Source organism: Burkholderia sp. Bp9016 (genome assembly GCF_003857765.1).
Taxonomy (GTDB): Bacteria; Pseudomonadota; Gammaproteobacteria; order Burkholderiales; family Burkholderiaceae; genus Burkholderia.
This window is the reverse complement of the sequence record NZ_QTPY01000043.1, coordinates 1-25474: the sequence shown is the minus strand read 5'-3', so window position 1 is coordinate 25474 and position 25474 is coordinate 1. Positions and strand designations below refer to the sequence as shown.

General features: G+C 68.7%; 22 protein-coding genes and 1 pseudogene. 12 read left to right on the top strand and 11 right to left on the bottom strand.

Annotated elements, in window-relative coordinates; all coding sequences use genetic code 11:
• The 5 genes from DIE13_RS30960 to peaA all read right to left on the bottom strand — a co-directional run.
• Window positions 1-596: AMP-binding protein (locus DIE13_RS30960; protein ID WP_148094094.1), on the bottom strand; the 596-nt coding region annotated here is incomplete at its 3' end.
• A 46-nt stretch (window positions 597-642) separates the two neighbouring features.
• A complete protein-coding gene (peaD, locus tag DIE13_RS30955) occupies window positions 643-1761 on the bottom strand; it encodes a quinohemoprotein amine dehydrogenase subunit beta (protein WP_124830802.1) in 1119 nt (372 codons plus the stop codon).
• A gap of 28 nt (window positions 1762-1789) precedes the next feature.
• A complete protein-coding gene (gene qhpC, locus DIE13_RS30950; protein ID WP_096505727.1) occupies window positions 1790-2113 on the bottom strand; it encodes a quinohemoprotein amine dehydrogenase subunit gamma in 324 nt (107 codons plus the stop codon).
• A 1-nt stretch (window position 2114) separates the two neighbouring features.
• Window positions 2115-3545 (bottom strand): quinohemoprotein amine dehydrogenase maturation protein, encoded by a 1431-nt coding sequence (gene peaB, locus DIE13_RS30945; protein ID WP_124830801.1) that lies wholly within the window; start codon window positions 3543-3545, stop codon window positions 2115-2117.
• 71 nt (window positions 3546-3616) lie between these two features.
• Window positions 3617-5224: a quinohemoprotein amine dehydrogenase subunit alpha gene (gene peaA, locus DIE13_RS30940; RefSeq protein ID WP_124830800.1), complete on the bottom strand. Its 1608-nt coding sequence runs from the start codon at window positions 5222-5224 to the stop codon at window positions 3617-3619.
• 447 nt (window positions 5225-5671) lie between these two features.
• Between peaA and DIE13_RS30935 the strand changes: the two genes are divergently transcribed.
• From DIE13_RS30935 to DIE13_RS30905, 7 genes are all read left to right on the top strand, one after another.
• The gene (locus DIE13_RS30935; RefSeq protein WP_124830799.1) at window positions 5672-7165 is read left to right on the top strand and encodes an aldehyde dehydrogenase; all 1494 of its coding nucleotides are present in this window, start codon (window positions 5672-5674) and stop codon (window positions 7163-7165) included.
• 118 nt (window positions 7166-7283) lie between these two features.
• Window positions 7284-7604 (top strand): high-potential iron-sulfur protein, encoded by a 321-nt coding sequence (locus DIE13_RS30930; RefSeq protein ID WP_124830798.1) that lies wholly within the window; start codon window positions 7284-7286, stop codon window positions 7602-7604.
• Between the two features lie 233 nt (window positions 7605-7837).
• Window positions 7838-9769, top strand: coding sequence for a sigma-54-dependent Fis family transcriptional regulator (locus DIE13_RS30925; RefSeq protein WP_124830797.1), 1932 nt, complete (start codon window positions 7838-7840; stop codon window positions 9767-9769).
• Window positions 9770-9818: 49 nt separating this feature from the next.
• On the top strand, window positions 9819-11546 hold the full coding sequence (locus DIE13_RS30920; protein ID WP_124830796.1) for an ABC transporter ATP-binding protein: 1728 nt from the start codon (window positions 9819-9821) through the stop codon (window positions 11544-11546).
• On the top strand, window positions 11539-12231 hold the full coding sequence (locus tag DIE13_RS30915; RefSeq protein WP_124830795.1) for a S8 family serine peptidase: 693 nt from the start codon (window positions 11539-11541) through the stop codon (window positions 12229-12231). The genes DIE13_RS30920 and DIE13_RS30915 overlap by 8 nt, the downstream gene beginning before the upstream one ends.
• Complete coding sequence (locus DIE13_RS30910; protein ID WP_124830794.1) at window positions 12228-13544, top strand: NAD(P)/FAD-dependent oxidoreductase; 1317 nt, start codon at window positions 12228-12230, stop codon at window positions 13542-13544. Before DIE13_RS30915 ends, DIE13_RS30910 begins: the two co-directional genes overlap by 4 nt.
• A 332-nt stretch (window positions 13545-13876) precedes the next feature.
• The gene (locus DIE13_RS30905; RefSeq protein WP_124830793.1) at window positions 13877-15016 is read left to right on the top strand and encodes a porin; all 1140 of its coding nucleotides are present in this window, start codon (window positions 13877-13879) and stop codon (window positions 15014-15016) included.
• A gap of 52 nt (window positions 15017-15068) precedes the next feature.
• On the opposite strand, the gene DIE13_RS30900 is transcribed toward DIE13_RS30905, so the two are convergent.
• The 3 genes from DIE13_RS30900 to DIE13_RS30890 all read right to left on the bottom strand — a co-directional run bounded on the left by DIE13_RS30900 (window position 15069) and on the right by DIE13_RS30890 (window position 18157).
• Entirely contained in the window at window positions 15069-15272 is a 204-nt protein-coding gene (locus DIE13_RS30900; RefSeq protein WP_096505755.1) for a DUF2970 domain-containing protein, read from the bottom strand.
• A 143-nt stretch (window positions 15273-15415) separates the two neighbouring features.
• The gene (locus DIE13_RS30895) at window positions 15416-17473 is read right to left on the bottom strand and encodes a pyridoxamine 5'-phosphate oxidase family protein (RefSeq protein ID WP_124830792.1); all 2058 of its coding nucleotides are present in this window, start codon (window positions 17471-17473) and stop codon (window positions 15416-15418) included.
• Window positions 17474-17512: 39 nt separating this feature from the next.
• Entirely contained in the window at window positions 17513-18157 is a 645-nt protein-coding gene (locus DIE13_RS30890) for a glutathione S-transferase family protein (RefSeq protein ID WP_124830791.1), read from the bottom strand.
• A 126-nt stretch (window positions 18158-18283) separates the two neighbouring features.
• On the opposite strand from DIE13_RS30890, the gene DIE13_RS30885 reads away from it, so the two are divergent.
• Together DIE13_RS30885 and DIE13_RS30880 are read left to right on the top strand one after the other, a co-directional pair.
• Window positions 18284-19237 carry a LysR family transcriptional regulator gene (locus DIE13_RS30885; protein WP_124830790.1) on the top strand — a complete coding sequence of 318 codons (954 nt, stop codon included), beginning with the start codon at window positions 18284-18286 and terminating at the stop codon, window positions 19235-19237.
• A 169-nt stretch (window positions 19238-19406) separates the two neighbouring features.
• Entirely contained in the window at window positions 19407-19727 is a 321-nt protein-coding gene (locus DIE13_RS30880; protein WP_260435149.1) for a fucose-binding lectin protein, read from the top strand.
• Window positions 19728-20040: 313 nt separating this feature from the next.
• Here DIE13_RS30880 and DIE13_RS30875 read toward each other — a convergent pair whose 3' ends face one another.
• Window positions 20041-20697: a TetR/AcrR family transcriptional regulator gene (locus tag DIE13_RS30875; RefSeq protein ID WP_124830789.1), complete on the bottom strand. Its 657-nt coding sequence runs from the start codon at window positions 20695-20697 to the stop codon at window positions 20041-20043.
• 89 nt (window positions 20698-20786) lie between these two features.
• On the opposite strand from DIE13_RS30875, the gene DIE13_RS30870 reads away from it, so the two are divergent.
• Genes DIE13_RS30870 through DIE13_RS30860 form a run of 3 tightly spaced genes read left to right on the top strand, consistent with a single transcriptional unit; the run spans window position 20787 to window position 24242 of the window.
• Window positions 20787-21689, top strand: coding sequence for an SDR family oxidoreductase (locus DIE13_RS30870; protein WP_124830788.1), 903 nt, complete (start codon window positions 20787-20789; stop codon window positions 21687-21689).
• On the top strand, window positions 21686-23248 hold the full coding sequence (locus tag DIE13_RS30865) for an NAD(P)/FAD-dependent oxidoreductase (RefSeq protein ID WP_124830787.1): 1563 nt from the start codon (window positions 21686-21688) through the stop codon (window positions 23246-23248). The genes DIE13_RS30870 and DIE13_RS30865 overlap by 4 nt, the downstream gene beginning before the upstream one ends.
• Window positions 23249-23255: 7 nt before the next feature.
• Window positions 23256-24242 (top strand): alpha/beta fold hydrolase, encoded by a 987-nt coding sequence (locus DIE13_RS30860; protein WP_124830786.1) that lies wholly within the window; start codon window positions 23256-23258, stop codon window positions 24240-24242.
• 154 nt (window positions 24243-24396) lie between these two features.
• On the opposite strand, the gene DIE13_RS30855 is transcribed toward DIE13_RS30860, so the two are convergent.
• Window positions 24397-24795 (bottom strand): carboxymuconolactone decarboxylase family protein, encoded by a 399-nt coding sequence (locus DIE13_RS30855; RefSeq protein WP_124830785.1) that lies wholly within the window; start codon window positions 24793-24795, stop codon window positions 24397-24399.
• Between the two features lie 304 nt (window positions 24796-25099).
• A pseudogene (locus DIE13_RS33730) lies at window positions 25100-25474 on the bottom strand (highly repetitive protein); the annotation flags it as partial.

Genomic DNA, 25474 nt, shown 5'->3' with positions numbered 1-25474 from the left:
ACGTCGAGCGAATCGCGGCCGCGCGCCATCACGTCCGCGAAGCGGAACATCCCGGCCGGCGCGACCTCGCCCATCGATACGACCGTGCGCAGGCTCGGCAGCCGCGCCGCATGCAGGTCGCCCGGCGCGCAATGCGCGAGTTCCGGCGCCAGCGCCCGCAGCATCTCCAGGTACTTCGACGACTTGAACTGCTCGGCCGCGATCAGTGCACGGCAGCCGACCTTGTTCAGCGCGTATTCGAGCTCCGCGAGCCGATAGGCCGGATTGATGTTGACGAGGATCGCGCCGATTCGGGCGGTCGCGAACTGCGTGAGCAGCCATTCGACACGGTTCGGCGACCAGATGCCGACGCGGTCGCCCTTTTCGATGCCGAGCGCGGCGAGGCCGGCCGCGAGTACGTCGATCTCGTACGCGAACGTGCACCAGTCCCAGCGGATGCCCTGCTCGCGGAACACGACGGCCGGCCGCGCCGGAAAGCGCGCGGCGGTGTCGCGCAGCAGCGCGGCGACGGGCGCGTCCGACAGCGGCACGTCGGTGCGGCCCCGCACGATCGACAGGCCGTCGCGCGGCACGCCGGTTGCGATGGCGGTGGTCATGTGTGTCTCCTGATCGGCGGCGCCGGCCCGCGGGCCGGCGCGCGCGTCATCGTGTAAAGATCTGCGCGGTCGTGATCGCCATGTCGCCGCCCGGCACGCGAATGTCCTTCAGCTTCTTCAGCGTGTCGGCGTCGTACACCGCGACGGTGTTGAAAGTGCCCGCGAGGTAGAGCTTGCTGCCCTCTCGGTTGAACGACAGGCAGTAGTACGAATGATCTAGCGGCGCGGCTGCCACCAGCTTCTCGCTCTTCACGTCGTACTTCGCGAGCCGGTTTAGCACGCCGTACATCGCGTTCGGATCCTTCGGCGACAGCCCGCCCGTGAAGTACACCTCGGTGACCGGCGCGAAATCCCTGACCGTCGCGTTGCCCGTCTTCAGGTCGATGTCGATGTAGCCGTACATCGTCTGCGCGGATGCCGGATCCTTCTTCTCGTCCTTGAAGCGGTCGGCCGTGTAGAGCAGGTTGAACGTGTGCTGAGGACGCTGCTGCGGCCATACATACAGCACGTCCGGCTGGCCGTGCAGCGGCCGCTTCCAGTTGCGCAGCGGCACCGCGACGTCGTACTTGCCGGTCTGCACGTTCATCCGGTAGATGTCCGCGCCGACGATGAACAGCGACCCGTCGTCGGCCGCCTGCAGCATCGTCGTCTGGCGCGGCGCCGGGAAGGTGCGCACCGGCTTCGCGTCGAGCCCGCCGTCGGTGCGGTACACCTGCAGGCGCGGCGACTCCACTTCGTAGCTGTCGCGGTTCAGTTTCGTCGGATTGACGACGCTGTAGATCTCCTTGCCGTCCGGGCTCAGCCCGATCGAGAACATCGCGCGCGCACGCTCGTTGCCGGCTTCCGCGAGATCCGCGTGGAACACTGTCTTGCACGAATCGAGATCGATGCCGTACAGGTCGCCGTAGTGATTGTTCAGCACGTAGGCGCGCGTATGGTCCGGGCTGATCTGGATCGTGCCGGGGCCGAACGCGTCGGGCAGCGTGCAGGTCTTCGCGATGCTGTCGGTGCCCGTGTCGATCACCGTCAGGTTGTTGGGATAGTTCGTGACGGCGAGGTACTCGTGTCCGGCCTGCAGCGGCGCGTCGGCCGCGGCCGACAGCGACGCGGCCGATGCGAGCGCGGCGGCGAGGAGCGCGCGGCTCAGGGGTGTCGTGAATCGCATGGAGAATCCTTGATCGGTGCCGGGTGGATCACTTGTCTTTGGGGAACACGCTGCCGAGCTGACGCCAGTCCGCGCCGGAATCGGCCGCATGCTTGTTCCAGTCTGGATAGGTGCTCATCATGTCGGGCACCTGCGCCGGCCACCAGCACGGATCGGAGCAGCCGTACAGGTCGGCTTCCATCGGCTGGCACAGCGACGCAACCCCGCCGAACACGTCCGTTTCCCAGCCGGGATCGGTCGTCGACGTGCAGCCCGCGACGGATGTCATCGCAACGACTTCCTCGAGGCGATCCTGCTGCACGGCCTCCTCGAGCTTTCTCGCCTTGTTGTTGAGCGGCTTCAGATGTTTCATGTCAGTTCGCCTTGCGCGGAGTGATGTGGTTGTCGATGAACGCCGGGTTGCCGGCGATGATCCGGCTGTAGACCTCGATACCGAAATCGATCCAGTCGCGCATCAGCTCGCAGTAGTGATAGGTCGGATGCGCGGGGTCGCCGTAGCGCGCGTAGCTCTCGTGATAGCAACCGCCCGAGCACAGGTTGCGGATGCGGCAGGTCTCGCAGCCGGTGCCGCTGCGATCGAGGCGTTGCGACAGGAAGTCGTTGAGCTGCGCCTGCGCGACGCCTTCGCGCACGTTGCCGAAAGTCGGCAACGTCGAGCCCGTGAAGCGGTGGCACAGGTTCAGGTCGCCCTTGTGATCGACCGCGAGCATCTTGAGCCCCGCGCCGCACGGCAACGACTTCTTGTGCCCTTCGTGCAGGTCGGTGATCAGCTGATGCAGGTTCGAGAAACCGATGTTCCGGTTCTCGAGCGCGGCGGCCAGGTAGCGGCGGCCGAGCGCCTTCATGTTCTCGAACACCTGCGCGAGTTCGGCCGGCTGCAGGTTGAACGTGTCGAGCTGCCCCGACGTGACCGGCGCGAAGCCGACTTCCGCGAAACCGAGTTCGTTGAACAGGTGATCCCAGATGCCTTCGATGTCGGTCACGCCGCTCGTGAGCGTCACGCGCGCGCCGACCGGACGGCTGCGATAGCGCTTGAGCAACATGTCGACCTTGCGGCGCACGACGTCGTAGGTGCCCGCGCCGCCGACCGTGCGGCGGTTCAGGTCGTGAATCGAGCGCGGCCCGTCGATGCTGATCGACAGCCCGAAGCGATGCGCGTCGAGCCAGTCGATGATGTCCTCGGTCAGCAGCGTCGCGTTGGTCGTCATCACGAACTCGACCTGCTTGCCGAGCGCGCCGAAGCGCAGCTCGCAATACTCGACCATGCACTCGATCAGCTTGCGGTTGCTGAGCGGTTCGCCGCCGAAGAACACGACCGTGTAGCGCGGCAGGTCGGGCGACTCCTTCAGCAGCATCTCGACCGACGCCTTGGCGGTGTCGATGTCCATCCGCCGCCCGGCGGACGGCGTGTCGAGGTCTTCCTTGTAGCAGTACGTACAACTCAGGTTGCAGCCGGTGTTCACGTTCAGCACGACCGTATCGATCGCGGTGCGCTCGACGCGCTTCACCGCGATCTCGGGTGTGAGCGGCGAGCCGTCGCTGACGACCTCGAGGGCCATCAGCTCGCCGAGCGTCTCGGCGAGTTCGCCGTGCGGCGAGCGGCCGGCCAGCCGCGCGAACAATTCGTCGGCCGTGCAGCTGCTCGCGCGCAGCGCGTCGATGATGTCGGCCGTCACGCGATCGGCCGCGAACAGCGAACTGCTCGGCACATGGAACATCAGGCGCTCGTCGTCGACGCGCACTTCGTGCACGTTACGTTCGACCACGTTCAGCAGGGCGCTCATCGGATTCTCCTTGCATTCGTCGGATTCGGACCGGGCCGCGTCGCAGCCCGGCGCAAAGGCATGCGGACCGGTCAGGGCAGCGGCGGATTGTTCCAGCGCTGCACCGCGACGATCATGTGCCCGGTGCCCGTCACCGTGCGCGAGCCGTCCGTCACCGTCGCGACGACGTTCAGGTTGCCCGTGTTGTTGGTGCCCATCCGGCGCGCGGGGTTCGGGCCCGCGTTGCCCGGCGTGAAGATGCCCGTCGACGCCTGCATCGTGCCGGCGAACTGCGTGTCGCGATCGCTCTTCGACTGATCGTCGAACGGTGCCACCGACCATTGCGCGGGCACGACGCCGATGCGGAACGGCTTGCCCGCGCCGTCGACGCCCCATGCCACCGCGTCGAAACGCCCTTCGACCTTCGGCGTCGATCCGCCGTTACCGCCGATGCGCGCAACCGCGAAGTCGGGCTCGACCTTCACGCTGCGGATCTCGCGATAGACCGCGAAGCCTTCCGCGTGCGCCGCACCGACGCGCACGCTGCGCGGGCCGGCCGTGCTGCCGTCGGCGGCCTTCACGCGCACTCGCACAAACTCCGGCGTGCGCTCGAGCACCGATGCGACGGTCACGCCGGCGCCGAACGCGGGCGTGCCCTGCAGGTTCGCGCCGACGATCGTCACGTCGGTCTCGCCGCCCGCCTTCACATACGCCGGCTGCACGGCGACGATCTGGGCGTTGCCGAGCTTCGCCGCATTGAAGTCGAGGCCGCGCTCGTCGTGCGCATCGTCGAACATCCGGCCGCGCAGCGTGCCGTCGCTCGCCATCAGCACCTGACGCATCGTCGTGTCGCCAACCTTCACGCTCGCGCGCCACTCGTAGCCCGTATAGAGCACTGCGGTGCCGGTGCCCGCGAGCGGGCTGCCGTCCGCGAAGCGGCCCTTCAGCTCGACGTCGAAGCGATCGCCCGCGCCGCCCTTCACGGTCATCGTGCCGTACGCGTCGCCCTTGCCCGGCATGTGGCCGCCGAAACTCCAAGTGCCGGCGAGCGCGGTCGCGGGCGGATGATGCTGCTTCCAGTCGTTCCACGCCTTGCTGTCGTACGGGTAGTCCTTCGCGAGCATCGGCGCCATTTCGGTCAGCGCGATCCTGAACCAGTCGCGGTCGCGGCCCATCGCCGAATACTCGATCGACGGCCACTGCCCGAGGTGGAAGTTCACGAGCTTGTCCCATTCGGCGACCGGGCGGCGCTGCAGCAGCGGACGCGCAGCCGAGTGGCAGCGCGCGCACATCTGCTTGAATTCCTCGTTGTTGACGGTCTCCTGCGTGTTCAGGCGGCGCTCGGGCGCATAGCGGAAATCCTTCGTCTCCGACGGCGCGAGGCCCTGCGTATCCGACAGATACTTCACGAGGATGCGGCGTTCGTCGTCGCTGATCGTGAGGCCGTGCATCGTCTGCATCCGCGCGATCGTCATCAGCCAGCCTTCCGGTGTCTTGCGCTGGTGGCTGATGCGGCTCCACGAATCCTTCGACTCGGCCGCGTGACAGGCCGCGCATGTCTGGCTCAGGATCGCGTGAGCGTCGCGCGGTGCCTGGGCCTGCGCCTGCACGGCGCCCGAGGCCAGCGCGAACGCACCGGCGGCCACGACGGCCGCGGCCGCGCGGGGCGGTCTGCTGCGTCGAATGAAAGTCTTGAACAAGGCTCTGCTCCTTTACGTGGGGTCTCGAATCGTCCGGCATGCAGCGCTGCGGCGCTTGTCTCATGCTCTTCAAGCACAGGCCGTGCCAATCGCTCGATCCGGGTCTGTCACAAGGAAAACACGCGCTTTTGCCGCCGAACGCTCGGGAAAATCCCGATTCAAACCGGCGCGCCAAATCGGCATTCGCGCGCCTTCGCGGCCGCTGCATCACGCCGGCCAACCGCGTGCGTGCCGCATGTCGCGTCTCACGTTGCATGCGAATTCTCAAATTGAGACGTCGCGCCGGGAACGCGGCGCACTGCCGATCGTGCGCGGCATCATCGACACGCATGCCGTGCGCCCCGCGCCGCATGGCGCGCGCGGCCCGCGTGCAGGCCGCACCGTGACCATTGGTACGGAAGCTGCTTTTCGCCTCGGCACCCGAACCCCGATGAGCGAGGAGCTTTCATGCCGGCAACGTTGTCGTTACTTCCGCAAACCCAGTCGTTCATCGCACGCGCGCCGTCGATGCTGATCGGCGATACGTGGCGCAGCGCCGAAAGCGGCGCCACCCTGGCCGTCCACAACCCCGCGACCGGCGACGAACTGTGTCGCGTGCCGGCGTCCGGCGCAGCCGACGTCGACCACGCGGTGCGCGCGGCGCGCCAGGCGTTCGACGATTCCGCGTGGAGCCGCATGCGGCCGCGCGAACGGCAGAACCTGCTGTGGCGTCTCGCGGATCTGCTCGAGCGCGACGCGCAGCAACTCGCCGAACTCGAGTGCGTGAACAACGGCAAGAGCGCACAGATCGCACGCGTGATGGACGTGCAGCTCGCGATCGACTTCCTGCGCTACATGGCCGGCTGGGCGACCAAGATCGAAGGCTCGACCGTCGACGTGTCGATGCCGCTGATGCCCGACAGCCAGTTCCACGGCTTCATCCGGCGCGAAGCCGTCGGCGTGGTCGGCGCGATCGTCGCGTGGAATTTCCCGCTGCTGCTCGCGTGCTGGAAGCTCGGCCCCGCGCTGGCAACGGGCTGCACGATGGTGCTCAAGCCCGCCGATGAAACGCCGCTTACCGCGCTGCGGCTCGCGGAGCTCGTGCAGGAAGCCGGTTATCCGGCCGGCGTGTTCAACGTCGTCACGGGCACCGGTGTCGAAGCGGGCGCGGCGCTCGCGCACCACCCCGACGTCGACAAGCTGACCTTCACCGGCTCGACCGAAGTCGGCAAGCTGATCGGCAAGGCCGCGATGGAATCGATGACGCGCGTGACGCTCGAACTCGGCGGCAAGTCGCCGACGATCGTGTTCGACGATGCGGACCCGGCCGTCGCGGCCTCGGGTGCGGCCACCGCGATCTTCTTCAATCACGGCCAGGTGTGCTGCGCGGGTTCGCGCCTGTACGTGCAGCGCAAGCACTTCGATCGCGTGGTGGGCGACATCGCGGGCATCGCGAGCAACATGAAGCTCGGCAATGCGCTCGATCCGTCGGTCGACATGGGCCCGCTGATCTCGGCGAAGCAGCAAAAGCGCGTGGCCGGCTACATCGAGCGCGGCCGCGAACTCGGCGCACAGCTCGCGTGCGGCGGCGAAGCGTATGGCCCCGGCTACTTCGTGAAGCCGACCGTGCTCGTCGACGTCGACCAGAAAGGCCCGCTCGTGCAGGAGGAAATCTTCGGCCCGGTGCTGGTCGCGATGCCGTTCGACACGATCGACGACGCGATCCGTCTCGCGAACGACACGCGCTACGGGCTCGGCGCGAGCATCTGGACCAACGACCTGTCGGCCGCGCACCGGATGATCCCGAAGATCCGCTCGGGCTCGGTGTGGGTCAACTGCCACAGCGCGCTCGACCCCGCACTGCCGTTCGGCGGCTACCGGATGTCGGGCTTCGGCCGCGAGATGGGCGCGGCCGCGATCGAGCACTACACGGAGTTGAAGTCGGTGCTGATGAACGTGTGATCGCGTCGCCGACGTGAGTCACGCTTGCGCCGCGCGGGGAGGTCGCGCGGCGCGCATGTTGCCCCGTGTTCGCATTCTTTCGCGCTGTTCCCCACCTATAACGACAAAGAGACACCTGATGCCCCGCCGCTCCGCTTCCCGCCGTACCTTCATGATCGCCGCCGCCGGCCTGCTGTCGGCCGCCGCGCTGCCGCGCGCCGCCTGCGCCGCGCCGGCGCTGCTCGACGAAACCGATCCGGCCGCGAAAGCGCTCGGCTATCGCACCGACGCCGCACACGTAGACCGCGCAGCGTTCGCGCGCTATGCCCCGGGCCAGGACTGCGGCCGCTGCAGCCTGTACCAGGGCAAGGCCGCCGACCCGAACGCGCCGTGCCCGCTGTTCGGCGGAAAACGGGTCGCGAACGGCGGCTGGTGCAACGCATACAACCCGCGGACCTGAGCGCCGCCGCCCCGCGAAATCCGCACCGCTCGCCCGCCATGCACGCCGCCCCGTCACGCTCGCCGAAGACGGCCCCTCCGCGAGCGCGAATCGCCCGCATCGCCGCGCCCCGCCTGGGTCTTAGGTTTTTGACCGGATGGATTTATGCCCGGGCTTATGCCAGACTCGGCGGGCCTTTTTGCGTGCGGCCGCGCCGGATCGGACGGCCCGACATTCTCCTGAGGAGGGGCGACGTGCAAGACTACTTCCCTTCCGGCCAACGACTTCCGGACCGGCTGCAGGCAACCCGCCTGATTCGCGAACGACTCAGTTCCGACGGCGTGCTGCCGCAAGGCTGCCTGCGCATCGAAATCGACCAGTCATGGCGGCGCAGCCTCGGACACGGCGTGCGCTGGGACGACGACGCGCGGCTGAACCTGCATGAATTCTGCAATCTCGACGAGTTGCGCGACGCGAACCGCCTGCTGCTCGACGCAGCGGCACCCGAACTCGAGTTCCTCGCCGAGCGTTGCGGACGCGACGGCATGATCCTGCTGGCCGATGCGCGCGCAACGATCCTGTCGGTCGACGGCAACGCGAGCCAGCTCGCCGCGCTCGGCATCGGCGACATTCGCGCCGGCGCGAGCTGGTGCGAATCGCTGCGCGGCACGAACGCGCTCGGCACCGCGCTCGTCGAAGGCCGCGCGGTCGCGATCGACAGCGGCGAGCATTTCCTCGGCCGGCTGAGCCGCTTCTCTTGCCGCTCGCTGCCGCTGTGCGATCCGCACGGCAAGCCGATCGGCGTGCTCGACCTCACGCGCGAAGGCGAGCTGCCGCTCACGCTCGACGGGATGTCGATGCTGATGAGCGCGGCAGCCACGCACATCGAGACGCGCCTGTTCGATGCGTATTTCCCCGAGCACGTCGTGCTCGTCTTTCATCCGCGCCGCACGTATCTCGGCTCCAGCTGGAGCGGCGTGCTCGCCGTGTCGGAAGACGGGCGCATCGTCGCCGCGAACGCACATGCGTGCGAGTTGCTCGGCGCCGCGCGCGACGCACTCGTCGGCCGCCGCTGCGAAAGCGCGTCGCTCGCGCGCACGCCGTCGTTCGTCGCTTTCGCCGAGCAAGGCGGGATGCTGCGCATCGAAGGCGTCGACGCCGCGTTCCACTGCAAGGCACTGCGCCTGCCGCGCACGATGGCCGTGCCGGCCGGACGCGAACGCGTATCGGCACAGGCAGCCAATGCGCGCGGCGAAGCCGGCACCCAGGCGCTCGCGGCCCTCGCCGGCCGCCAGCCGCGCCTGTTGCGCGCGCTGACGATGGCGCGGCAAGGACTCAACAACGGGCTGCCCGTGCTCGTGCAGGGTGAAACCGGCACCGGCAAGGAGGTCGTCGCGCGCGCGCTGCACGATGCGAGCGCGCGCGCCGGCAAGCCGTTCGTCGCGGTGAACTGCGCGTCGATCCCCGAAGGGCTGATCGAGTCGGAGCTGTTCGGCTATCGCGACGGCGCATTCACCGGCGCACGCAAGGGCGGGATGACGGGCCGGCTGATGCAGGCGCACGGCGGCACGCTGTTTCTCGACGAAATCGGCGACATGCCGCTGCACCTGCAGGCGCGCCTGCTGCGCGTGCTGCAGGAACGCAAGGTCGCGCCGCTCGGCGCGGGCGACGAGCAGGCCATCGACATCGCGGTGATCTGCGCGACGCACCGCGACCTGCAGACGATGGTGCGCGACAAGAGCTTCCGCGAAGACCTCTACTACCGGATCCACGGCGTCAACGTGCTGCTGCCCGCGCTGCGCGAACGCGACGACGTCGACCTGATCGTCATCGCGCTGCTCGCGCGACTCGGCGCGCCGCACGTGAGCATCGACGCGGAACTCGCCGACGTGTTCCGCCAGCATCGCTGGCCCGGCAACATTCGCCAGCTCGAGATGGTGTTGCGCACGGCGCTTGCGGTGCGCGACGAACACGACGACGTGCTGGGCCTCGATCATCTGTGCGACGGCTTCATCGACGGCGCGTGCCCGTCGCCCGATGCGTCGTTCGGGCTGATCCGCCGTCACGAGGACGACCTGATCCGCGAATCGCTCGCGCGTCACGACGGCAACGTCGCGGCCGCCGCGCAGACGCTCGGGATCAGCCGCGCCACGCTGTACCGCCGGCTCAAGCGGCTGCAATCATGACGGGGCGCGCACGTTCGTCCGCTGCTTGCCCCACGGATCGATCGCGCCGATGCTGAAACTCGTCCTGCGTTTCGTGAAGACCGACGACCGCGTGCAACTCGCGCGCGCGCTCGGCTGGCTATACGGTTTCGTGCGGCCGCACCGGCTTGCGATCGCGGGCCTGCTCGCGTTGTCCGCCTGCGCGTCGCTGCTGGCGCTCGCGCAGCCGTGGCTCACGAAGGAGCTGATCGACCGCGGGCTCGTCGGCAAGGATTTCCGGATGCTCGTCGCGATCGCGTTCGCGATGGTATTCGCCGGCTTCGTCGGCACGCTGCTCGGCGGCGTCAACCGCTACCTGCATACGCGGCTGTCCGGCCGCGTGCTGTTCTCGCTGCGCAGCGCCGTCTATGCGCATCTGCAGCGGCTGTCGCCGTCGTTCTACGGGCAGCGCCGCCTCGGCGACCTGCTGTCGCGCCTCGATGGCGACGTGGCCGAGATCCAGCGCTTCGCGCTCGACGCGCTGTTCTCCGCGGTATCGAACGTGATCGGGCTGGTCGGCACGCTCGCGCTGCTCGTGACGCTGTCGTGGAAGCTGTCGCTGCTCGCGCTGCTGCTGATTCCGTTCGAGATCCTGTGGCTGCGCACGATGCGCCGCAAGGTCGAACGCGATGCGCGCTCGGTGCGCGAAGGCGCGGCCGACGTGTCGTCGTTTCTCGTCGAGACGCTGCCCGCGATGAAGTTCATCCAGGCGGCCGGCCGCCAGCGTGCGGAACAGGCGCGGCTCGACGGCCTCGGCGATCGCTACATGGAGCGCCTGCTGAAACTGCAGGTCACCGAATTCATCACGCAGTCGGTGCCCGGCACGCTGACGTCGCTGTCGCGCGCCGGTGCGTTCATCGTCGGCGGCTACTGGGTGATTCGCGGCGACTGGCCGCTCGGCTCGCTGATCGCGTTCTCGAGCTATCTCGGGATGGCGATCGGCCCCGTGAAGAGCCTGCTCGGGCTCTACGTCGCGCTGCAGCGGATGACGGTCAGCCTCGGCCGCGTGATGGAACTGCAGCGCGCGCCGGTGGCGGTGCAGCCGCCGGCTGTCGTGCGCGAGCTGCCGCCGCGCGGCGACCTCGAATTCGTCGACGTGTGGTTCGCGCACGACGCGCGCGCGCAGCCGGTGCTGCGCGGCGCCGCCGCGCGCGTGCCGGCCGGCAGCAAGGTCGCATTGTCGGGACTGTCGGGCAGCGGCAAATCGACGCTGATCGACCTGATGCAGCGCTTCTACGATCCGCAGCGCGGCAGCGTGCGCATCGACGGCGTCGACCTGCGCGACGTCGATCTCGACGCGCTGCGCCGCCACGTCGCGGTCGTCAGCCAGGACATCGTACTGTTTCGCGGCAGCCTCGCGGACAACATCCGTTACGCGGCGCCGAACGCGACCCGCGAAGACATCGCCCACGCCGCGCGCGCCGCGCACCTCGACGAACTGATCGCGACGCTGCCGGGCGGGCTCGACGGGCCGGTCGGCGAGCGCGGGCAACAACTGTCCGGCGGCCAGAAGCAGCGCATCGCGATCGCACGCGCGCTGCTGCAGGCGCCGGCGATTCTCGTGCTCGACGAGGCGACGTCGGCCGTCGACGAAGCGACCGAGCGGCAGGTCATCGCGCAGATCGACACGCTGTTCGGCGATCGCACGCGCATCCTCGTCAGCCACCGCGCATCGACGCTCGCCGGCGTCGACCTGCATTTCGAGCTCGCGGACGGGCTACTCGCGCGGCGCACGCACCGGAATGCCGCGCATGCGTGACGATGCAAGCGTGCGCGTCGGTGTCGTCGACAGCGGCTATCCGCCGTCGCTGAGCGCGCGCGTGGCCGAGGCACGGCGCTTCTCGCTCGACGAAGCGTCGGTGCCACGGGCCAGCGCCGCCGAGCCGGACCGGCTCGGCCACGGCAGCGCGATCTGCGCGACGATCGCGGCCGCCGCGCCCGATGCGGCGCTGATTGTCGCGCAGGTGTTCGACGCGCGCGGCGTGACGAGTGCCGCGCAAATCGCGCATGCGATCGACTGGTTGCTGACACAACGTGTCCGCGTGATCAACCTGAGCCTCGGCGTGCGCGCCGATCGCGACGCGCTGCGCGATGCGTGCGCGGCGGCCGTCGCGCAACGCGTGACCGTGTTCGCGTCGAGCCCCGCGCAAGGCGCGCCGGTGTTTCCGGCCAGCTATCCGGGCATCGTGCGCGTGACGGGCGATGCCCGCTGCGCGCCGGGTCAATGGTCGTGGCTCGACAGCGCACAGGCCGATTTCGGCGCGGTCGTCTCGAGCGGCGCACCGCACGCGCCGGCCGGCGCGAGCATCGCGTGCGCGGCGCTCAGCGGCCATGCGGCGCGCTGGTTCGCGCGTCACCCCGACGCGGATACCGCCGTGCTCGTCGCGCATCTGCGCGAACACGCAGCCTACCTCGGCGTCGAACGGCGCACCCGCGCATCGTGAAGCGCACGCCGATCGCCGTGCTCGGTGCAGGCCCGGCGGGCGCCGCCGCCGCGCTCGGCCTCGCGCGGCTCGGCTATCCGGTCACGGTCGTCAGCGAATGGCGGCACTTCGATGCGGTCGAAGGTGTGTCCGATCGCGTGCTGCAAGGGCTGCGCCATGCCGGGCTCGTGCAGGCGGCCGCGTGCGCGCTGCCTCCGTGCGCGCGCACGACGCGCTGGAACGGCGACACGCGCACGCTCAATCACGAACACCTGATCGACCGCCGCCGCTTCGACGAAGCGTTGCGCCGCGATCTCGCCGAAGCGGGCATCGAGGTACGCGAAGCGACGGTGCGCGCGGTGCAGACCGACGGCGACGGGCATGCGATCCGCATCGATACGCCAGCCGGCACCGACACGCTGCACGCGGCGTTCGTCGTCGAGGCGCGCGGCCGACTCGCGCCGCTCGCGCGCGACGCGATACGCGGGCCGCAAACGCTGAGCCTGCTGAACGTGTGGCAAGGCACGCCCGGCGATCCGGCATCGGCAGTCGAGAGCCTGCCCGACGGCTGGGCGTGGATGGCGCGCCTGCCGGACGGCCGCTGCTACTGGCAGGCGACGCTCGACGTGGCAACCACGACGCTGCCGCCGCGCGACGCGCTGCCCGCGTGGTGCGCGACGCTGCGGCGCACGCCGCTCGCACGCGACTTCCTCGGGAGCGATGCCGGCGACGATGCACGTGTGTTCGCACGCACCAGCAGCGCGACGCTGTGCGGCGACACGGGCGGGGCGAACTGGCTGCGTATCGGCGACGCGGCGATGGCCGTCGATCCCCTGTCCGGCAACGGAATCTTCCAGTCGCTGTCGTCCGCGCTGCAGGCGCCGGCCGTCATCCATACGTTGCTCGCGCATCCGGAGCGCGAGGCACTCGCACTGCGCTTTCACGAGCGGCGCGTCACCGCGCTGTTCATGCGTTTCGCGAGAATCGGCCGCGACTTTTATGCGCTCGATACGCAATGGGCCGATCGGCCGTTCTGGCAGGCCCGCCGTGGGTGGCCCGACGATGCACCGTCGCATCGCACGCCCGATTTCGGCGCGCTCGCGATCGAGCGTGCGCCCGTGATCGACGGCGATACGATCGCCGAAGCCGACGTCGTCACGAGCCCCGACCAGCCGCTCGGGATCTGGCATCTGCAAGGCATCGCGCTCGCGCCGATCGTCGCCGCGCTGCGCGAGCAGTCGGCCGCGCAGGTGCTGGCGCGGTTCGCACCGCCGCAGGCCGCGCTGGTGCGGCGCTGGCTCGAGACGCAGGGCTATCCGTTCTCGCGCGCGTAACGCACGCTTTCCGCCCTTCGTCGCCCCGCTTCGCCATTCCGTCACGCCGCGACGCGCATGTCGCCTCAGGCGTGCTTTCGCGCGCACGATTCCTCTACGTCGCATGTCGCGTCTCAAGTTGAGACGCGACATGCGACACGCGATGCGAATTGCTACGCGATCGATACGCGATCCGGCCTGAATCAACCGCATCGCTCAATGAAATGGAACGCAGCCCGCGCGTGGCGGTCCTGAAACGGGTGATGGCATGCCATCTGCTTATCGAAGGTCACGCGCCGCACACGTCGCGCGCCGGACCATCGACCGTTTCATCTTTCGAGCCCGCATCCCACATGAAAAAGACACCCCTCATCCTGTCGGCAGGATTCCTGATCGGTTGCGCGAACGCGCATGCACAAAGCTCCGTCCTGCTGTTCGGCGTCCTCGACGAAGGCATCAACTACACGAACAATGTCGGCGGGAAGTCGTCGTGGCAGATGGCGAGCGGCGATCTCGCGACCAGCCGCTGGGGCATCAAGGGCGACGAGGATCTCGGCGGCGGACTGCACGCGATCTTCGACCTGGAAAGCGGCTTCGCGGTCGAAAGCGGCCAGCTCGGCTATGGCAACCGCCTGTTCGGCTACCAGTCGTATGTCGGGCTGCAGTCGGCGCGGCTCGGCACGCTGACGCTCGGCCGCCAGTTCGACACCGTCGCCGACACGATCGGGCCGTTGACCGCGAACGGCAGCTGGGCCGGCTTCCTGTTCTCGCATCCGCTCGACAACGACAACACCGATGCGTCGTTCCATGCGAACAACGCGGTGAAGTACACGAGCCCCGCGTTCGGCGGATTCTCGGGCACCGTGATGTATGGGTTGAGCAATCTCGCGGGCGGCTTCGCGCAGAACCGGATGCTCGGCGTCGGCCTGAACTACACGTACCAGACGCTGTCGGTCGCCGCCGTCTACGAGAACATGTCGAACCCGGGCACCACGGCGGGCGGCGCACTGACGCCGGACGACACGGATTTCGTCGCGGGCAACCAGAAGATCTACGGCATCGGCGTGAACTACGGAATCGGTGCCACGACGCTCGGCGCGGTGTATTCGCACGTGAACGTCGGCCAGCCCGACGCGTCGATCTATGCCGGCAGTCTCGGCCTCGCCAATGCGCGGCTCACGTTCGACAATATCGAAATCAACGCGAAGTACAACGTCACGCCGGCCTTCCTGGTCGGCGGCATGGTCACGTACACGCGCGGCGGCCTCGATCAGGCGGGCGTGAAGTCGTCGCTGCACTGGAACCAGTTCGGCGCGATGGCGCAGTACATGCTGTCGAAGCGCACGTCGGTCTATACGCAGGTCGCTTATCAGCTGGTGGGCGGCAGCTCGACCGGCACGCCACTCGACGGCGCGCTCGTGCCGGGTTCGCCCGGCGCGTCGTCGAACGGGCACCAGATCGTCGCGCGCGTGGCGCTGAATCACACGTTCTGAGCGTTCGTGCCGCGCGCCGGGCCGTGCCGCACACGGCTGCGGCACGCGGCGCTCAGAAGCCCTGCATCGTCACCGTCGGATCGACGACCAGATGGACGACGCCGTAGATCACCGCGCCGACCAGCACCGCGAGCACGATCGCGACGAACGGCAGCATCGTGAAGTTGACGTTCGCGAGATCGGACGCGTGCGCCTTGCTGTTGCGCACGCCGAAGAAACTCCACAGAACCAGGCGGATCATGCTGAACAGTTTCATGATGCTGCTCCTTTTCTCTATCGGTTGACGCTATCGTCGATCCGACAGGCATCCGGAAAAAGAAGCAGTTGCGCGCGGTTTTTGCGCAGCACGGGCTGTGCGACCGCGTGTCGCATGGCGTCAGCACCGAGACGGCGCGCGCGTCAGAGATCGAGCACGAGCGGCTCCGTGGCCCCTTGCGCCGGCTGCGCGACACACAGCAGCGCGCAGCCCGGCCCGACCGGCGCATCGTGCGTCTGCACGTAGTCGACCGCGCCGGACAGCACGCGCGTCGCGCACGCGCCGCACGATCCGGACCGGCATTCGGACGGCACCGCGACCCGTTGCCCTTCGGCGAATTCGAGCAGCGTGCCGTCGGCAGGCGTCCATCCGGCATCGCGCGCCGAGCGGCGAAACACGACGGGCACGCTCGTCGCCGGCAACGCCGCTGCCGTGCGGGCCGAGCTGCGCGTGACGCTCGACGGCCCGAACGCCTCGAAGCGGATGCGTTCGTCCGGCACGTTCAGCGCGCGCAGTCCTTCATACAAATCGCGCATGAACGCGGACGGCCCGCACAGATAGAAGTCGTAGTCGTCGAGCGGCAGGATCCGCTTCAGTTGCGCGATGTCGATGCGGCCCGGCCGCGCCGCGCCGTCGCGTTGCGGGTGGCTGTCGAACCAGTGCAGCGCGACGCGTGCGTCGGTATCCGCGATGCGTGTCAGCGCTGCGGCGAACGGCCGGTCCGCCGTGTCGCGTGCGCCATGCACGAACACCACGCGGCGCGACGGTGCATCGTCGGCGAGCGCGCGGCGCAGCATCGCGATCATCGGCGTGATGCCGATGCCGGCCGAAACCAGCACGGCCGGGCGCGGGCTTGCAACGTCGAACGTGAAACGGCCGCGCGGCATCTGCGCGTCGAGCGTCATGCCGGCCTGCGCATGGTCGTGCAGCCACGCCGACACACGCCCTTCCCGCTTCACGGTGATCCGGTAATCCGCGCCGCCGGGCGCATCCGACAACGTATAGCTGCGGATCGCCGGCGCATCGTCGCCGGGCAGCACGACCCGCAGCGTCAGGTGTTGCCCGGCCTCGTATGCGGGCAGCGCGCCGCCGCCGGCCGGTTCGAAATGGAACGAGCGGATCGCGCGCGCTTCGTCGACGATCTTCGCGATGCGCAACGCTCGCCAGCCGGAGGCCGATGAGGATACGGCGGACGGCGATACCGCAACCGCTCCCGCATTCGCCGCCATCGCCGCAAACTGCGGTGCGCGCTCGACCGCCGACCACCGGAACGGCAGCACGCCCGGCGTGCGCCGCACTTCGCGCACATGAAACCGCACGACGCGCTGCGCGCCGTCGAACGACGCGACGAGCGGCCCGTCCCACACGATCTCCGCATCCGCGGCGACATACACGAGGTCGCCGCGGTCGAAATCGACGAACAGCAATCCGGCGCGCGGATCATGCCGCAGGTTGCCGAGCGTGTTGAAGAAGCGGTTGCCGCTGAAATCCGGCGTCGTCAGCGTATGCGCATCGTCGACGCGCACGAAGCCCGGCATGCCGCCGCGATGCGACACGTCCGCGCCGCGCGCGGCGCCCGCCCCGGCCGACGTGTTCGCACTCGCGACGAAGAACGTATCGGCATGCGCAAGCAGCGCGCGATCCGCGTCGTTCAGCCGGTCCGAGACGCCGGATGCCACGATCTCGGCCGACGCACCGCCTTCGCGCCGCACGAACGTCGGCGTACGGCCCTGGATGTACTTCGCGCAATTGCCGAAGCTCTGCTCGACCGCGATCGTAAGCGCGCCGCCGTCCACCGCGCGCACGACGCCATTCACGCGATTGCGCCGGCGCGTGTCGAACTCGATCCCAAGCCCGCCGAGCGGCGCGCCCGGCTGCCACGCACCGCTCAGCGGATCGCCCGGCAACGCGTCGCCGCCGATGCGCAGCGTGCGCGCATCCGGCGTCGTCACGAAACCCGGCATGCCGACCCGCAGCGTCGCCCACGGCTGTCCATGCGCATCGACGCCGCCGAGCACGAAGAACGGCAGCTGACCGAAAAACGTCCGGTGCTGCTCCGGCATGAACCGCCGGATCCCGCGCCGGCCGGCCGCGTCCGCGGCCTCCGTCACGCCCGCGCGCTGCTGCACGGCGAGCTCGCCCGCATGAAACGGCGCATCGTCCCATTCCCGGCCCGGTACGGCGGCGGTCGGCGCGTTCATCGCGTTCTCCCGAAACAGGCGTGTGGCGGCCGCGCCGCGTCAGGCGGCGAGCAGGCCGGCGCGGGTCGGCGGCATGCCGACGAAGCCCGGCAACGCCTCGACGCGCGCGAGCCACGCGCGCACGTGCGGATACGGCTCGAGCGATACGCCGCCCTCCGGCGCGTGCGCGATGTACGTGTACGCGGCGATATCGGCGATCGTCGGCTGCGCGCCGGCGGCGAACGGCTTGCCGGCCAGCTCGCCGTCGATCACGGCGAGCACCTTGGCGGCCGTGCGCTTCGCCGCGTCGTGATCCAGCGCCGCGCCGAACACAGTGACGAGCCGCGCGGCGGCCGGCCCCGACGCGATCGGGCCGGCCGCGTACGACAGCCAGCGCTGCACGGCTGCCGCGCCAGGCGCGTCGTCGGGCAGCCAGTGCGCGTCGCCGTAGCGCTTCGCAAGATAGACGAGGATCGCGTTCGAATCGGCGATCACGGTGCCGTCGTCGTCGATCACGGGCACCTGCCCGAGCGGATTGAGCGCGAGGAACGCGGGCTCGCGCTGCGCGCCGGCCGCGAGGTCGACGTCGACGATCTCGCATGGCAGCCCGAGCAGCGCCAGGAACAGCCGGGCCCGGTGCGCATGCCCCGACAGCGGGAACGAATAGACGCGAATCGGACGGGCGGGCTTGCTGACAACGGACATGGAAGGTCTCCTGAATCTCGCGCCGCCGGTAGTCGGCGACGAACGGCCCCAGCGTAGCGCTCGCCGTTCACGCGCAGAAGACGGATAATCGCGGAAATATTATCCGCTCCCATAGGACAATCGACGATGGCCGACCTGCGCGACGTGAACCTGAACCGGCTGGCGATCTTCGTCGCGGTGGTCGATGCCGGCTCGCTGACGGCCGCGGCCGAACGGCTCGGCCTCGCGAAGACGGTCGTCAGCACGCACATGCAGCGCCTCGAATCCGAGGTCGGCGCGAACCTGCTGGTGCGCACGACGCGGCGGCTGAGCGTGACCGATGCGGGGCGCGCGTTCTACGACGCGTGCCGCGACATCGTGCGCGCGACCGAAAGCGCGCTCGACGCGGTGTCGTCCGACGCGGGGCCGCTGCGCGGCACGCTGCGGGTCAGCGTGCCGATCGACTACGGCGCGCTGGTCGTCGCGCCGGCCATCGTCGCGCTGCGCGACGCGCATCCGGGGCTCGACGTCGAGCTGATTGCGAACGACCGTGTCGTCGATCTGGTCGCGGACAATCTCGACGTCGCGATCCGCATCGGCCGCCTCGCGGATTCGAACTATCGCGCGGTGCAGTTGGGCGAGTACGAGAAATGGCCGGTCGCGAGCCCGGCGTTCGTCGCACGGCACGGGCTGCCGCGCGAGCCGGACGCGCTGGCCGCGCTGCCGTTCGTGATGCTGTCGACGCTGCCGCGTCCGCACACGATCGAACTCGACCGTGCGGGCGGCGGCCATGCGTCGGTGCGCTGCGTCGCGCCCGTCGTGTCGAATACCGCGACCGCGTGCCGCGCGATCGCGCTCGCGGGCGGCGGCTTCGGGCTGCTGACGGATTTCTCGATCGCGGACGACGTCGCCGCCGGCCGACTCGTGCGGCTGCTGCCCGCGTGGCGCTCGGCGCCGGCCGGAATCCATGCGGTGTATCCGTCGACGCGGCTGCCGTCGCCAAAGGTGCGCGCGTTCATCGACGCGATGAAAACGCGGATCGCCGAAACGCGGCCGGGCGCACCGGCAGGCCGGGCGCAATCGAAACGCACGGCCCGCTGAAAGCCGGCCGCCGGATGCGCCGGGCGCTTCCGGCACACCGCATTTCAACGCGCCTTCAACTGCTTTTCACCGGGTTTCCACGCCCGAATTAATCACCCCATTTGTTCACAAAAAATCTCATATTGATTTTAGAGATTTTTGACTAACCTTATTCCCGGTAATACGCTGAATTGCGTTTACCGGAACGTTTCAATTCTCCGCTTCATTCCAATCAAGGAGTTTGAAAATGCAAACCGCCGCAATTTCATGGGGAAGCACGCCGTCGATCCGCGTCTACACGGCCAACGGCAACAAGATCACCGAACGCTGCTACGACGGCCAGAACTGGTACACCGGCGCGTTCGCCCAGGCGGGCGACAACGTCTCGGCGACGTGCTGGCTGGTCGGCAGCGCCGTTCACATCCGTGTGTACGCGACCAGCGGAGGGTCGACGACCGAGTGGTGCTGGGACGGTGACGGCTGGACCCGCGGCGGCTATACGGGCTCCTGATCCCGCCCGCCGGCGCGACACATTTCGCGCGCAACGACGGAGCAACGTCGATTTTCATTGACGTTGCACCGTCGTTTTTCGATCGAATTACAGATTATCGATTAATTGCTGAAAGCCAGAATAATTGAATAATTTAAATGATGAAGATTGCGTGACATCCTGCACCCTGCCGATATCGTTCCATACCCGATAATTACCAAAACAAATCCCGGGAAAATTCACGGAAGCGATACGCGAATCGAGGCGCCGCAAGATGGCCCGGCTGTTTCAGGGCCGCCGTTTCGGAGCCTGGGCACCCGGTCGGTGGCGCGCGCTACGCCTGCTCGCGCAGCGTCCCCAGCAGCACCTTCCTGCAACTCGCGACCATCTGTGCCTCCGGATCGCGATAACCGGTGAGCAGCCACGCCGCGCCGACGTTCGTCATCGCACCGACGAGCGCGAGCCCGATCAGCCGCTGCTCGGTGCGCTCCGCGGGCGTAACGGCCTCGCGTGCCGCGCCGATCGCCATGATCAACTTGCCGAAGTCGATCAGCATCCGCTGGTAGGTCATGTCGGTATCCGCACTGACGCCCATCACTTCGAGCAGCAGCACGCGCGCCGCGCACGGGTCGCGCAGGAAACCGAAGAACGCGGCGAGCCCCGCGTCGACGCTCTCGCGCAGATCGCCGCCGCGCTCGGCCACCGCGCGCGCGACCGCGTCGTGCAACTGCTGCGCGTGATGCAGATAGGTGCAGCGCAGCAGATCCTCGGTACTGTCGAACGCCGCGTAGAAATAGCGATCGTTGAGCTTCGCCTCCTGACAGATCGACCGCACGGTCGCCTTGCGGAACCCGACCGTGCCGAACACGCGCGTCGCCGCGCGAATCAGCGCATCGCGCCGCTCGGCGGCCCGCACCTCGGGCGCCACGCCGCCGTACGCCCGCCCCCGCTTTTCCGTTTCGAGTGCTTTCTCCATTTCGCTATTTGACATCAGGACACCCGAAAACTAAAGTGGTGACAAACAACACCACAATAGACGCGCCGCCGGTGCAGCGCAAGCGGGAACGGGAGGAACGACACATGAAGGGTTTTTCCGGCAAGGTCGCCGCGATCACGGGCGCCGGTTCGGGCATGGGCCGCAGCCTCGCGGTCGAGCTCGCGCGGCGCGGCTGCGAGGTCGCACTCGCCGACGTCAACGACGTCGGGCTCGCCGGCACGGCGGCCGCCTGCGCGCGGCACGGCGTGCGCACAAGCACGCGGCGGCTCGACGTCGCCGATCGCAACGCGGTGTTCGCGTGGGCCAATTGCGTGCGCGCGGAACACGGCAAGGTCAACCTGATCTTCAACAATGCGGGCGTGTCGCTGGCCGCGAGCGCCGAGACCGCGCGCATCGCCGATCTCGAATGGATCGTCGGCATCAACTTCTGGGGCGTCGTGCACGGCACGCAGGCGTTCCTGCCGCATCTGCGCGCATCGGGCGACGGGCATGTGATCAACACGTCGAGCCTGTTCGGGCTGATCGCGATGCCAACCCAAAGCGCGTACAACGCGACCAAATTCGCGGTGCGCGGCTTCACCGAAGCACTGCGCATGGAACTCGAGCTCGACGGCGCGCCGGTGAGCGCGACCTGCGTGCATCCGGGCGGCGTTGCGACCAACATCGTCGATGCGAGCCGCGTCGACACCAGCATCCATGCGCTCACGGGGCAGGACGAAACGACCCATCGCCGCCAGGCGAACCGCCTGATCAACGCGACGACGGCCGACGATGCCGCACGGCAGATCCTCGCCGGCGTCGAGCGTAACGCGCGCCGCGTGCTGGTCGGCGCCGATGCGCGCCGTCTCGACAAGATCGCGCGCCTGCTCGGCGCCGGCTACCAGCGGCTGATGCTGCGCCACGTGCGCCGCGCCCGTGCGCGCAATCTCGAACGCGCGCCTGCCCCGGCCGCGCTCCCGACCACGCCGACCAAGGATCCTGCATGACCTCGACCACGACCGACCGGCGCGATGCGCCGCCCGCCCGCGGCGACAGCCGCGACCTCGACGTGCTGATCGTCGGCGCCGGCCTGTCCGGCATCGGCGCCGCGTATCACCTGAAGAAGCGCTGCCCGCATGCGAGCGTCGCGATCGTCGAGGCGCGCGATGCGATCGGGGGCACCTGGGACCTGTTCCGCTATCCCGGCGTTCGTTCGGATTCCGACATGTTCACGCTCGGCTACAGCTTCCGCCCGTGGCACAGCGACAAGGCGATCTCCGACGGCCAGACGATCCTCGACTACATCCGCGACACCGCGCGCACGTATGGCATCGACAAGACGATCCGCTACGGCCAGAAAGTCGTCGCGGCCGACTGGGATTCGAATCGCGCGCGCTGGACCGTGCGTGTCGAGCACACGCAGGACGGCTCGCGCGACACGCTCGTCTACACGTGCCGCTTCCTCTACATGTGCAGCGGCTACTACGACTACGACGGCGGCTACCTGCCCGACTGGGCCGGCATGGAATCGTTCGAAGGCCGCATCGTGCATCCGCAGCAATGGCCGAAGGACCTGTCGTACGCGAACCGGCGCGTCGTCGTGATCGGCAGCGGCGCGACGGCCGTCACGCTGGTGCCGTCGATGGCGACCGATGCGAGACACGTGACGATGCTGCAGCGCTCGCCGACCTACATCGTGTCGCTGCCGGCCCGCGACAGGATCGCGAACGCGTTGCGCCGCGTGCTGCCGTCGCAGCTCGCGCATCGGCTCGTGCGCGTGAAGAACGTATTGCTGACGATGTACCTGTACAACGTGTCGCGCCGCAAGCCCGAGCGGACCAAACGGTTTATCATCCGTGCGGCCGGCAAGCAGCTCGGCGCCGACTTCGACGTCGCGAAGCACCTGACGCCGCGCTACATGCCGTGGGACCAGCGCGTGTGCCTCGTGCCGAACGGCGACCTGTTCAAGTCGATCCGCGCGGGCCGCGCGTCGATCGTCACCGACGAGATCGAACGCTTTACGCCGACCGGCCTGAAGCTGAAAAGCGGCCAGCAGCTCGACGCCGACGTGATCGTCACGGCTACCGGGCTGAAGGTGAAGATGCTCGGCGGCGCACGCGTCACGGTGGACGGCCGCCCGGTCGACTTGCCGCAGACCGTGTCCTATAAAGGCATGATGTACAGCGACGTGCCGAACCTCGCGTCGTCGTTCGGCTACACGAACGCGTCGTGGACGCTGAAGGCCGAGCTGATCTCGCGCTACGTGTGCCGGCTGCTGAACCACATGCGCGCGCACGGCTACGACACGTGCGTGCCGCGGCTCGGCGCCGGCGATCTCGGCGACGTGCCGGCCGTGAACCTGAGCTCCGGCTACATCCAGCGCGCAGCCGGCATCCTGCCGAAGCAGGGCCACCGCAAGCCATGGAAATTCCACCAGAACTACGTGCTCGATCTCGCATCGCTGAAGTTCAGCGGACTCGCCGATTCGGCGATGCATTTCGAACGCCGCGCGCAAGCCGGCCCGGCCTCCGCACCGGTTGCCGAACCCGTACTCGAAACCCGTTGAGGCCGACATGAGCCATACGCTCCATCTGATCCAGAACGTGCTGCTCGGTGTCGTCGCGGTGCTCGCCGCGCTCGCGCTGTTTTCCGGTTACGTCGCGAGCCGCGTGACGCGCGCGTTTCCGCCTGAAGGCCGCTTCGTCGACATCGGCGGCGACCGCCTCCATTACGTCGAGTACGGCAGCGGCCCGCCGATCGTGTTCGTGCACGGGCTCGCAGGTCAGTTGCGCAACTTCGCGTACCTGCCGCTCGCACGGCTCGCGCAGCAGCATCGCGTGATCCTCGTCGACCGGCCCGGCGCCGGCCGCTCGCTGCGCGGCGCCGGCTCGCAGGCGAACGTGTTCGCGCAGGCCCGCACCATCGCCGCGTTCATCGACGCGCTGAAGCTCGACCGCCCCGTGCTCGTCGGTCACTCGCTCGGCGGCGCGATCGCGCTCGCCGTCGGCCTCAACCATCCCGAGCGCGTGAGCCGGCTCGCGCTGATCGCGCCGCTGTCGCACGAGCAGAGCGAGCCGCCGGGGCCGTTCAAGCCGCTGATGCTGCCGTCGCCGCTGGTGCGCCGCTTCGTGTCGTGGACCTTCGCGATCCCGCTGACGATCCTGACCGGCCGCAAGGCCGTGCAGCAGGTGTTCGCGCCGGAGGACGTGCCGCGCGACTTCCCGGTCAAGGGCGGCGGGCTGCTCGGGCTGCGCCCGCGCGTGTTCTACGCGACGGCGACGGACCTGCTGTCGGCGCCCGTCGACCTGCCCGCGATGACGCGCCGCTACGCGGAACTGTCGTTGCCGGTCGACGTGCTGTACGGCCGCGCCGATCCGATCCTGAACTGGCGCGACCATGGCGAGGCGCTCGCGAAGAAGTCGGCGCGCGTGCGGCTGAAGGTCGTCGAAGGCGGGCACATGCTGCCCGTCACGATCCCGGAAGCGACGGCGGACTGGCTGCTCGAAGTCGCCGCCGAGCCGGTCGATGCGGCCGCGCAGGGCGCGCACGTCGGGCATTGACCGGCAACGCGCGCCGGGGCGCTGCAGCGGTGTGACGGGGCGCGTGTGTGGCCTCGTTCCTTCCTCTTCGCGACAGGCAAGCGGTTGTATCGAGCGTCCGGCGGCACTCGGCACGTCGTCGGCAGCGGCCGCCGCGATCGACGGTGCGCTTCGATCAGGCTTCGTCGTCGGGCAACGACAGCCCGAGTTCCGCGATCACCTCGCGCGCGCTGCGGAACGCCTCGACCGCGGCCGGCGCGCCCGCGTACAGCGCACTGTGCAGCAGCACCTCGCGGATCTCGACGAGGCTCGCGCCGTTGTTGAGCGCGCCGCGCACGTGCCCCTTCAGTTCCGTGCCGCGGCCCAGCGCAGCCAGCATCGCACAGGTGCAGAGGCTGCGCGTCTTCAGGTCGATCCCGCCGCGCTGCCACGTGCTGCCCCATGCATGTTCGTTCAGCCAGTTCTGCAGCGGACGCGAAAAGCCGTCGAGATCGCGCATTGCACGCTCGACGAACGCTTCCCCCATCACGTCGATGCGCCGCGCCTTGCCCTGCTCCCTGTCCTGTTCGCTCATGTCCGTGTCCTGTTCGATGTCGTGGCCGCTCGCGCGTCGCACGCGGCCGGGCGGGTTCGGATCATGTTCGCGGGACGCGGGCGTTTCGTCAAAGGCGCGGTGCCCGGTTCGTCGCGACCCGGCCGGGCGCGAGTCGAACGCTACGTAACATCCTGGCGCGCGTTACGGCGCCCATCGGGAACACCGCTGCGACCGCACCGGCGGAACGTGCCTGCGCGTCTCGTGAAATCTTCAAATCGCCGTTTAAATCGCGCCTAAATTCCCGATTTCCGCAACAAAGCACCCGAGCGTTCCATGAAAGCTGTCATGGCGCGGAATTTGCAGTTCTGGCTTGGCACACTTCCAATGTCGAGGCCAACATGCACCAACACTTAATAAAGAAGACGACGGTATCGCTGGCTGTCTTGTCATTGCTCACGCTGTACGGCTGCGGCTCCGTCGACGGGCCGACGACGCCGCCGACGATCAAGCCGAGCACGTCGGGAACGGGGGGTAGTTCAGGGACGTCGGGTACTTCCGGCACCTCGGGCACTTCCGGCACTTCCGGCACTTCCGGCACCTCGGGCACCTCGGGCACCTCGGGCACCTCGGGCACTTCCGGTACCTCGGGCACTTCCGGCACCTCGGGCACTTCCGGCACCTCGGGCACTTCCGGCACCTCGGGCACTTCCGGCACCTC

Excerpts from the sequence above, each read along its gene's own strand:
- peaD (WP_124830802.1), bottom strand. The coding sequence starts at position 1,761 with ATGCGATTCACGACACCCCTGAGCCGCGCGCTCCTCGCCGCCGCGCTC.
- qhpC (WP_096505727.1), bottom strand. The coding sequence starts at position 2,113 with ATGAAACATCTGAAGCCGCTCAACAACAAGGCGAGAAAGCTCGAGGAG.
- peaB (WP_124830801.1), bottom strand. The coding sequence starts at position 3,545 with ATGAGCGCCCTGCTGAACGTGGTCGAACGTAACGTGCACGAAGTGCGC.
- DIE13_RS30935 (WP_124830799.1), top strand. The coding sequence starts at position 5,672 with ATGCCGGCAACGTTGTCGTTACTTCCGCAAACCCAGTCGTTCATCGCA.
- DIE13_RS30930 (WP_124830798.1), top strand. The coding sequence starts at position 7,284 with ATGCCCCGCCGCTCCGCTTCCCGCCGTACCTTCATGATCGCCGCCGCC.
- DIE13_RS30920 (WP_124830796.1), top strand. The coding sequence starts at position 9,819 with ATGCTGAAACTCGTCCTGCGTTTCGTGAAGACCGACGACCGCGTGCAA.
- DIE13_RS30915 (WP_124830795.1), top strand. The coding sequence starts at position 11,539 with ATGCGTGACGATGCAAGCGTGCGCGTCGGTGTCGTCGACAGCGGCTAT.
- DIE13_RS30905 (WP_124830793.1), top strand. The coding sequence starts at position 13,877 with ATGAAAAAGACACCCCTCATCCTGTCGGCAGGATTCCTGATCGGTTGC.
- DIE13_RS30900 (WP_096505755.1), bottom strand. The coding sequence starts at position 15,272 with ATGAAACTGTTCAGCATGATCCGCCTGGTTCTGTGGAGTTTCTTCGGC.
- DIE13_RS30895 (WP_124830792.1), bottom strand. The coding sequence starts at position 17,473 with ATGAACGCGCCGACCGCCGCCGTACCGGGCCGGGAATGGGACGATGCG.
- DIE13_RS30890 (WP_124830791.1), bottom strand. The coding sequence starts at position 18,157 with ATGTCCGTTGTCAGCAAGCCCGCCCGTCCGATTCGCGTCTATTCGTTC.
- DIE13_RS30885 (WP_124830790.1), top strand. The coding sequence starts at position 18,284 with ATGGCCGACCTGCGCGACGTGAACCTGAACCGGCTGGCGATCTTCGTC.
- DIE13_RS30875 (WP_124830789.1), bottom strand. The coding sequence starts at position 20,697 with ATGTCAAATAGCGAAATGGAGAAAGCACTCGAAACGGAAAAGCGGGGG.
- DIE13_RS30870 (WP_124830788.1), top strand. The coding sequence starts at position 20,787 with ATGAAGGGTTTTTCCGGCAAGGTCGCCGCGATCACGGGCGCCGGTTCG.
- DIE13_RS30865 (WP_124830787.1), top strand. The coding sequence starts at position 21,686 with ATGACCTCGACCACGACCGACCGGCGCGATGCGCCGCCCGCCCGCGGC.
- DIE13_RS30860 (WP_124830786.1), top strand. The coding sequence starts at position 23,256 with ATGAGCCATACGCTCCATCTGATCCAGAACGTGCTGCTCGGTGTCGTC.
- DIE13_RS30855 (WP_124830785.1), bottom strand. The coding sequence starts at position 24,795 with ATGAGCGAACAGGACAGGGAGCAGGGCAAGGCGCGGCGCATCGACGTG.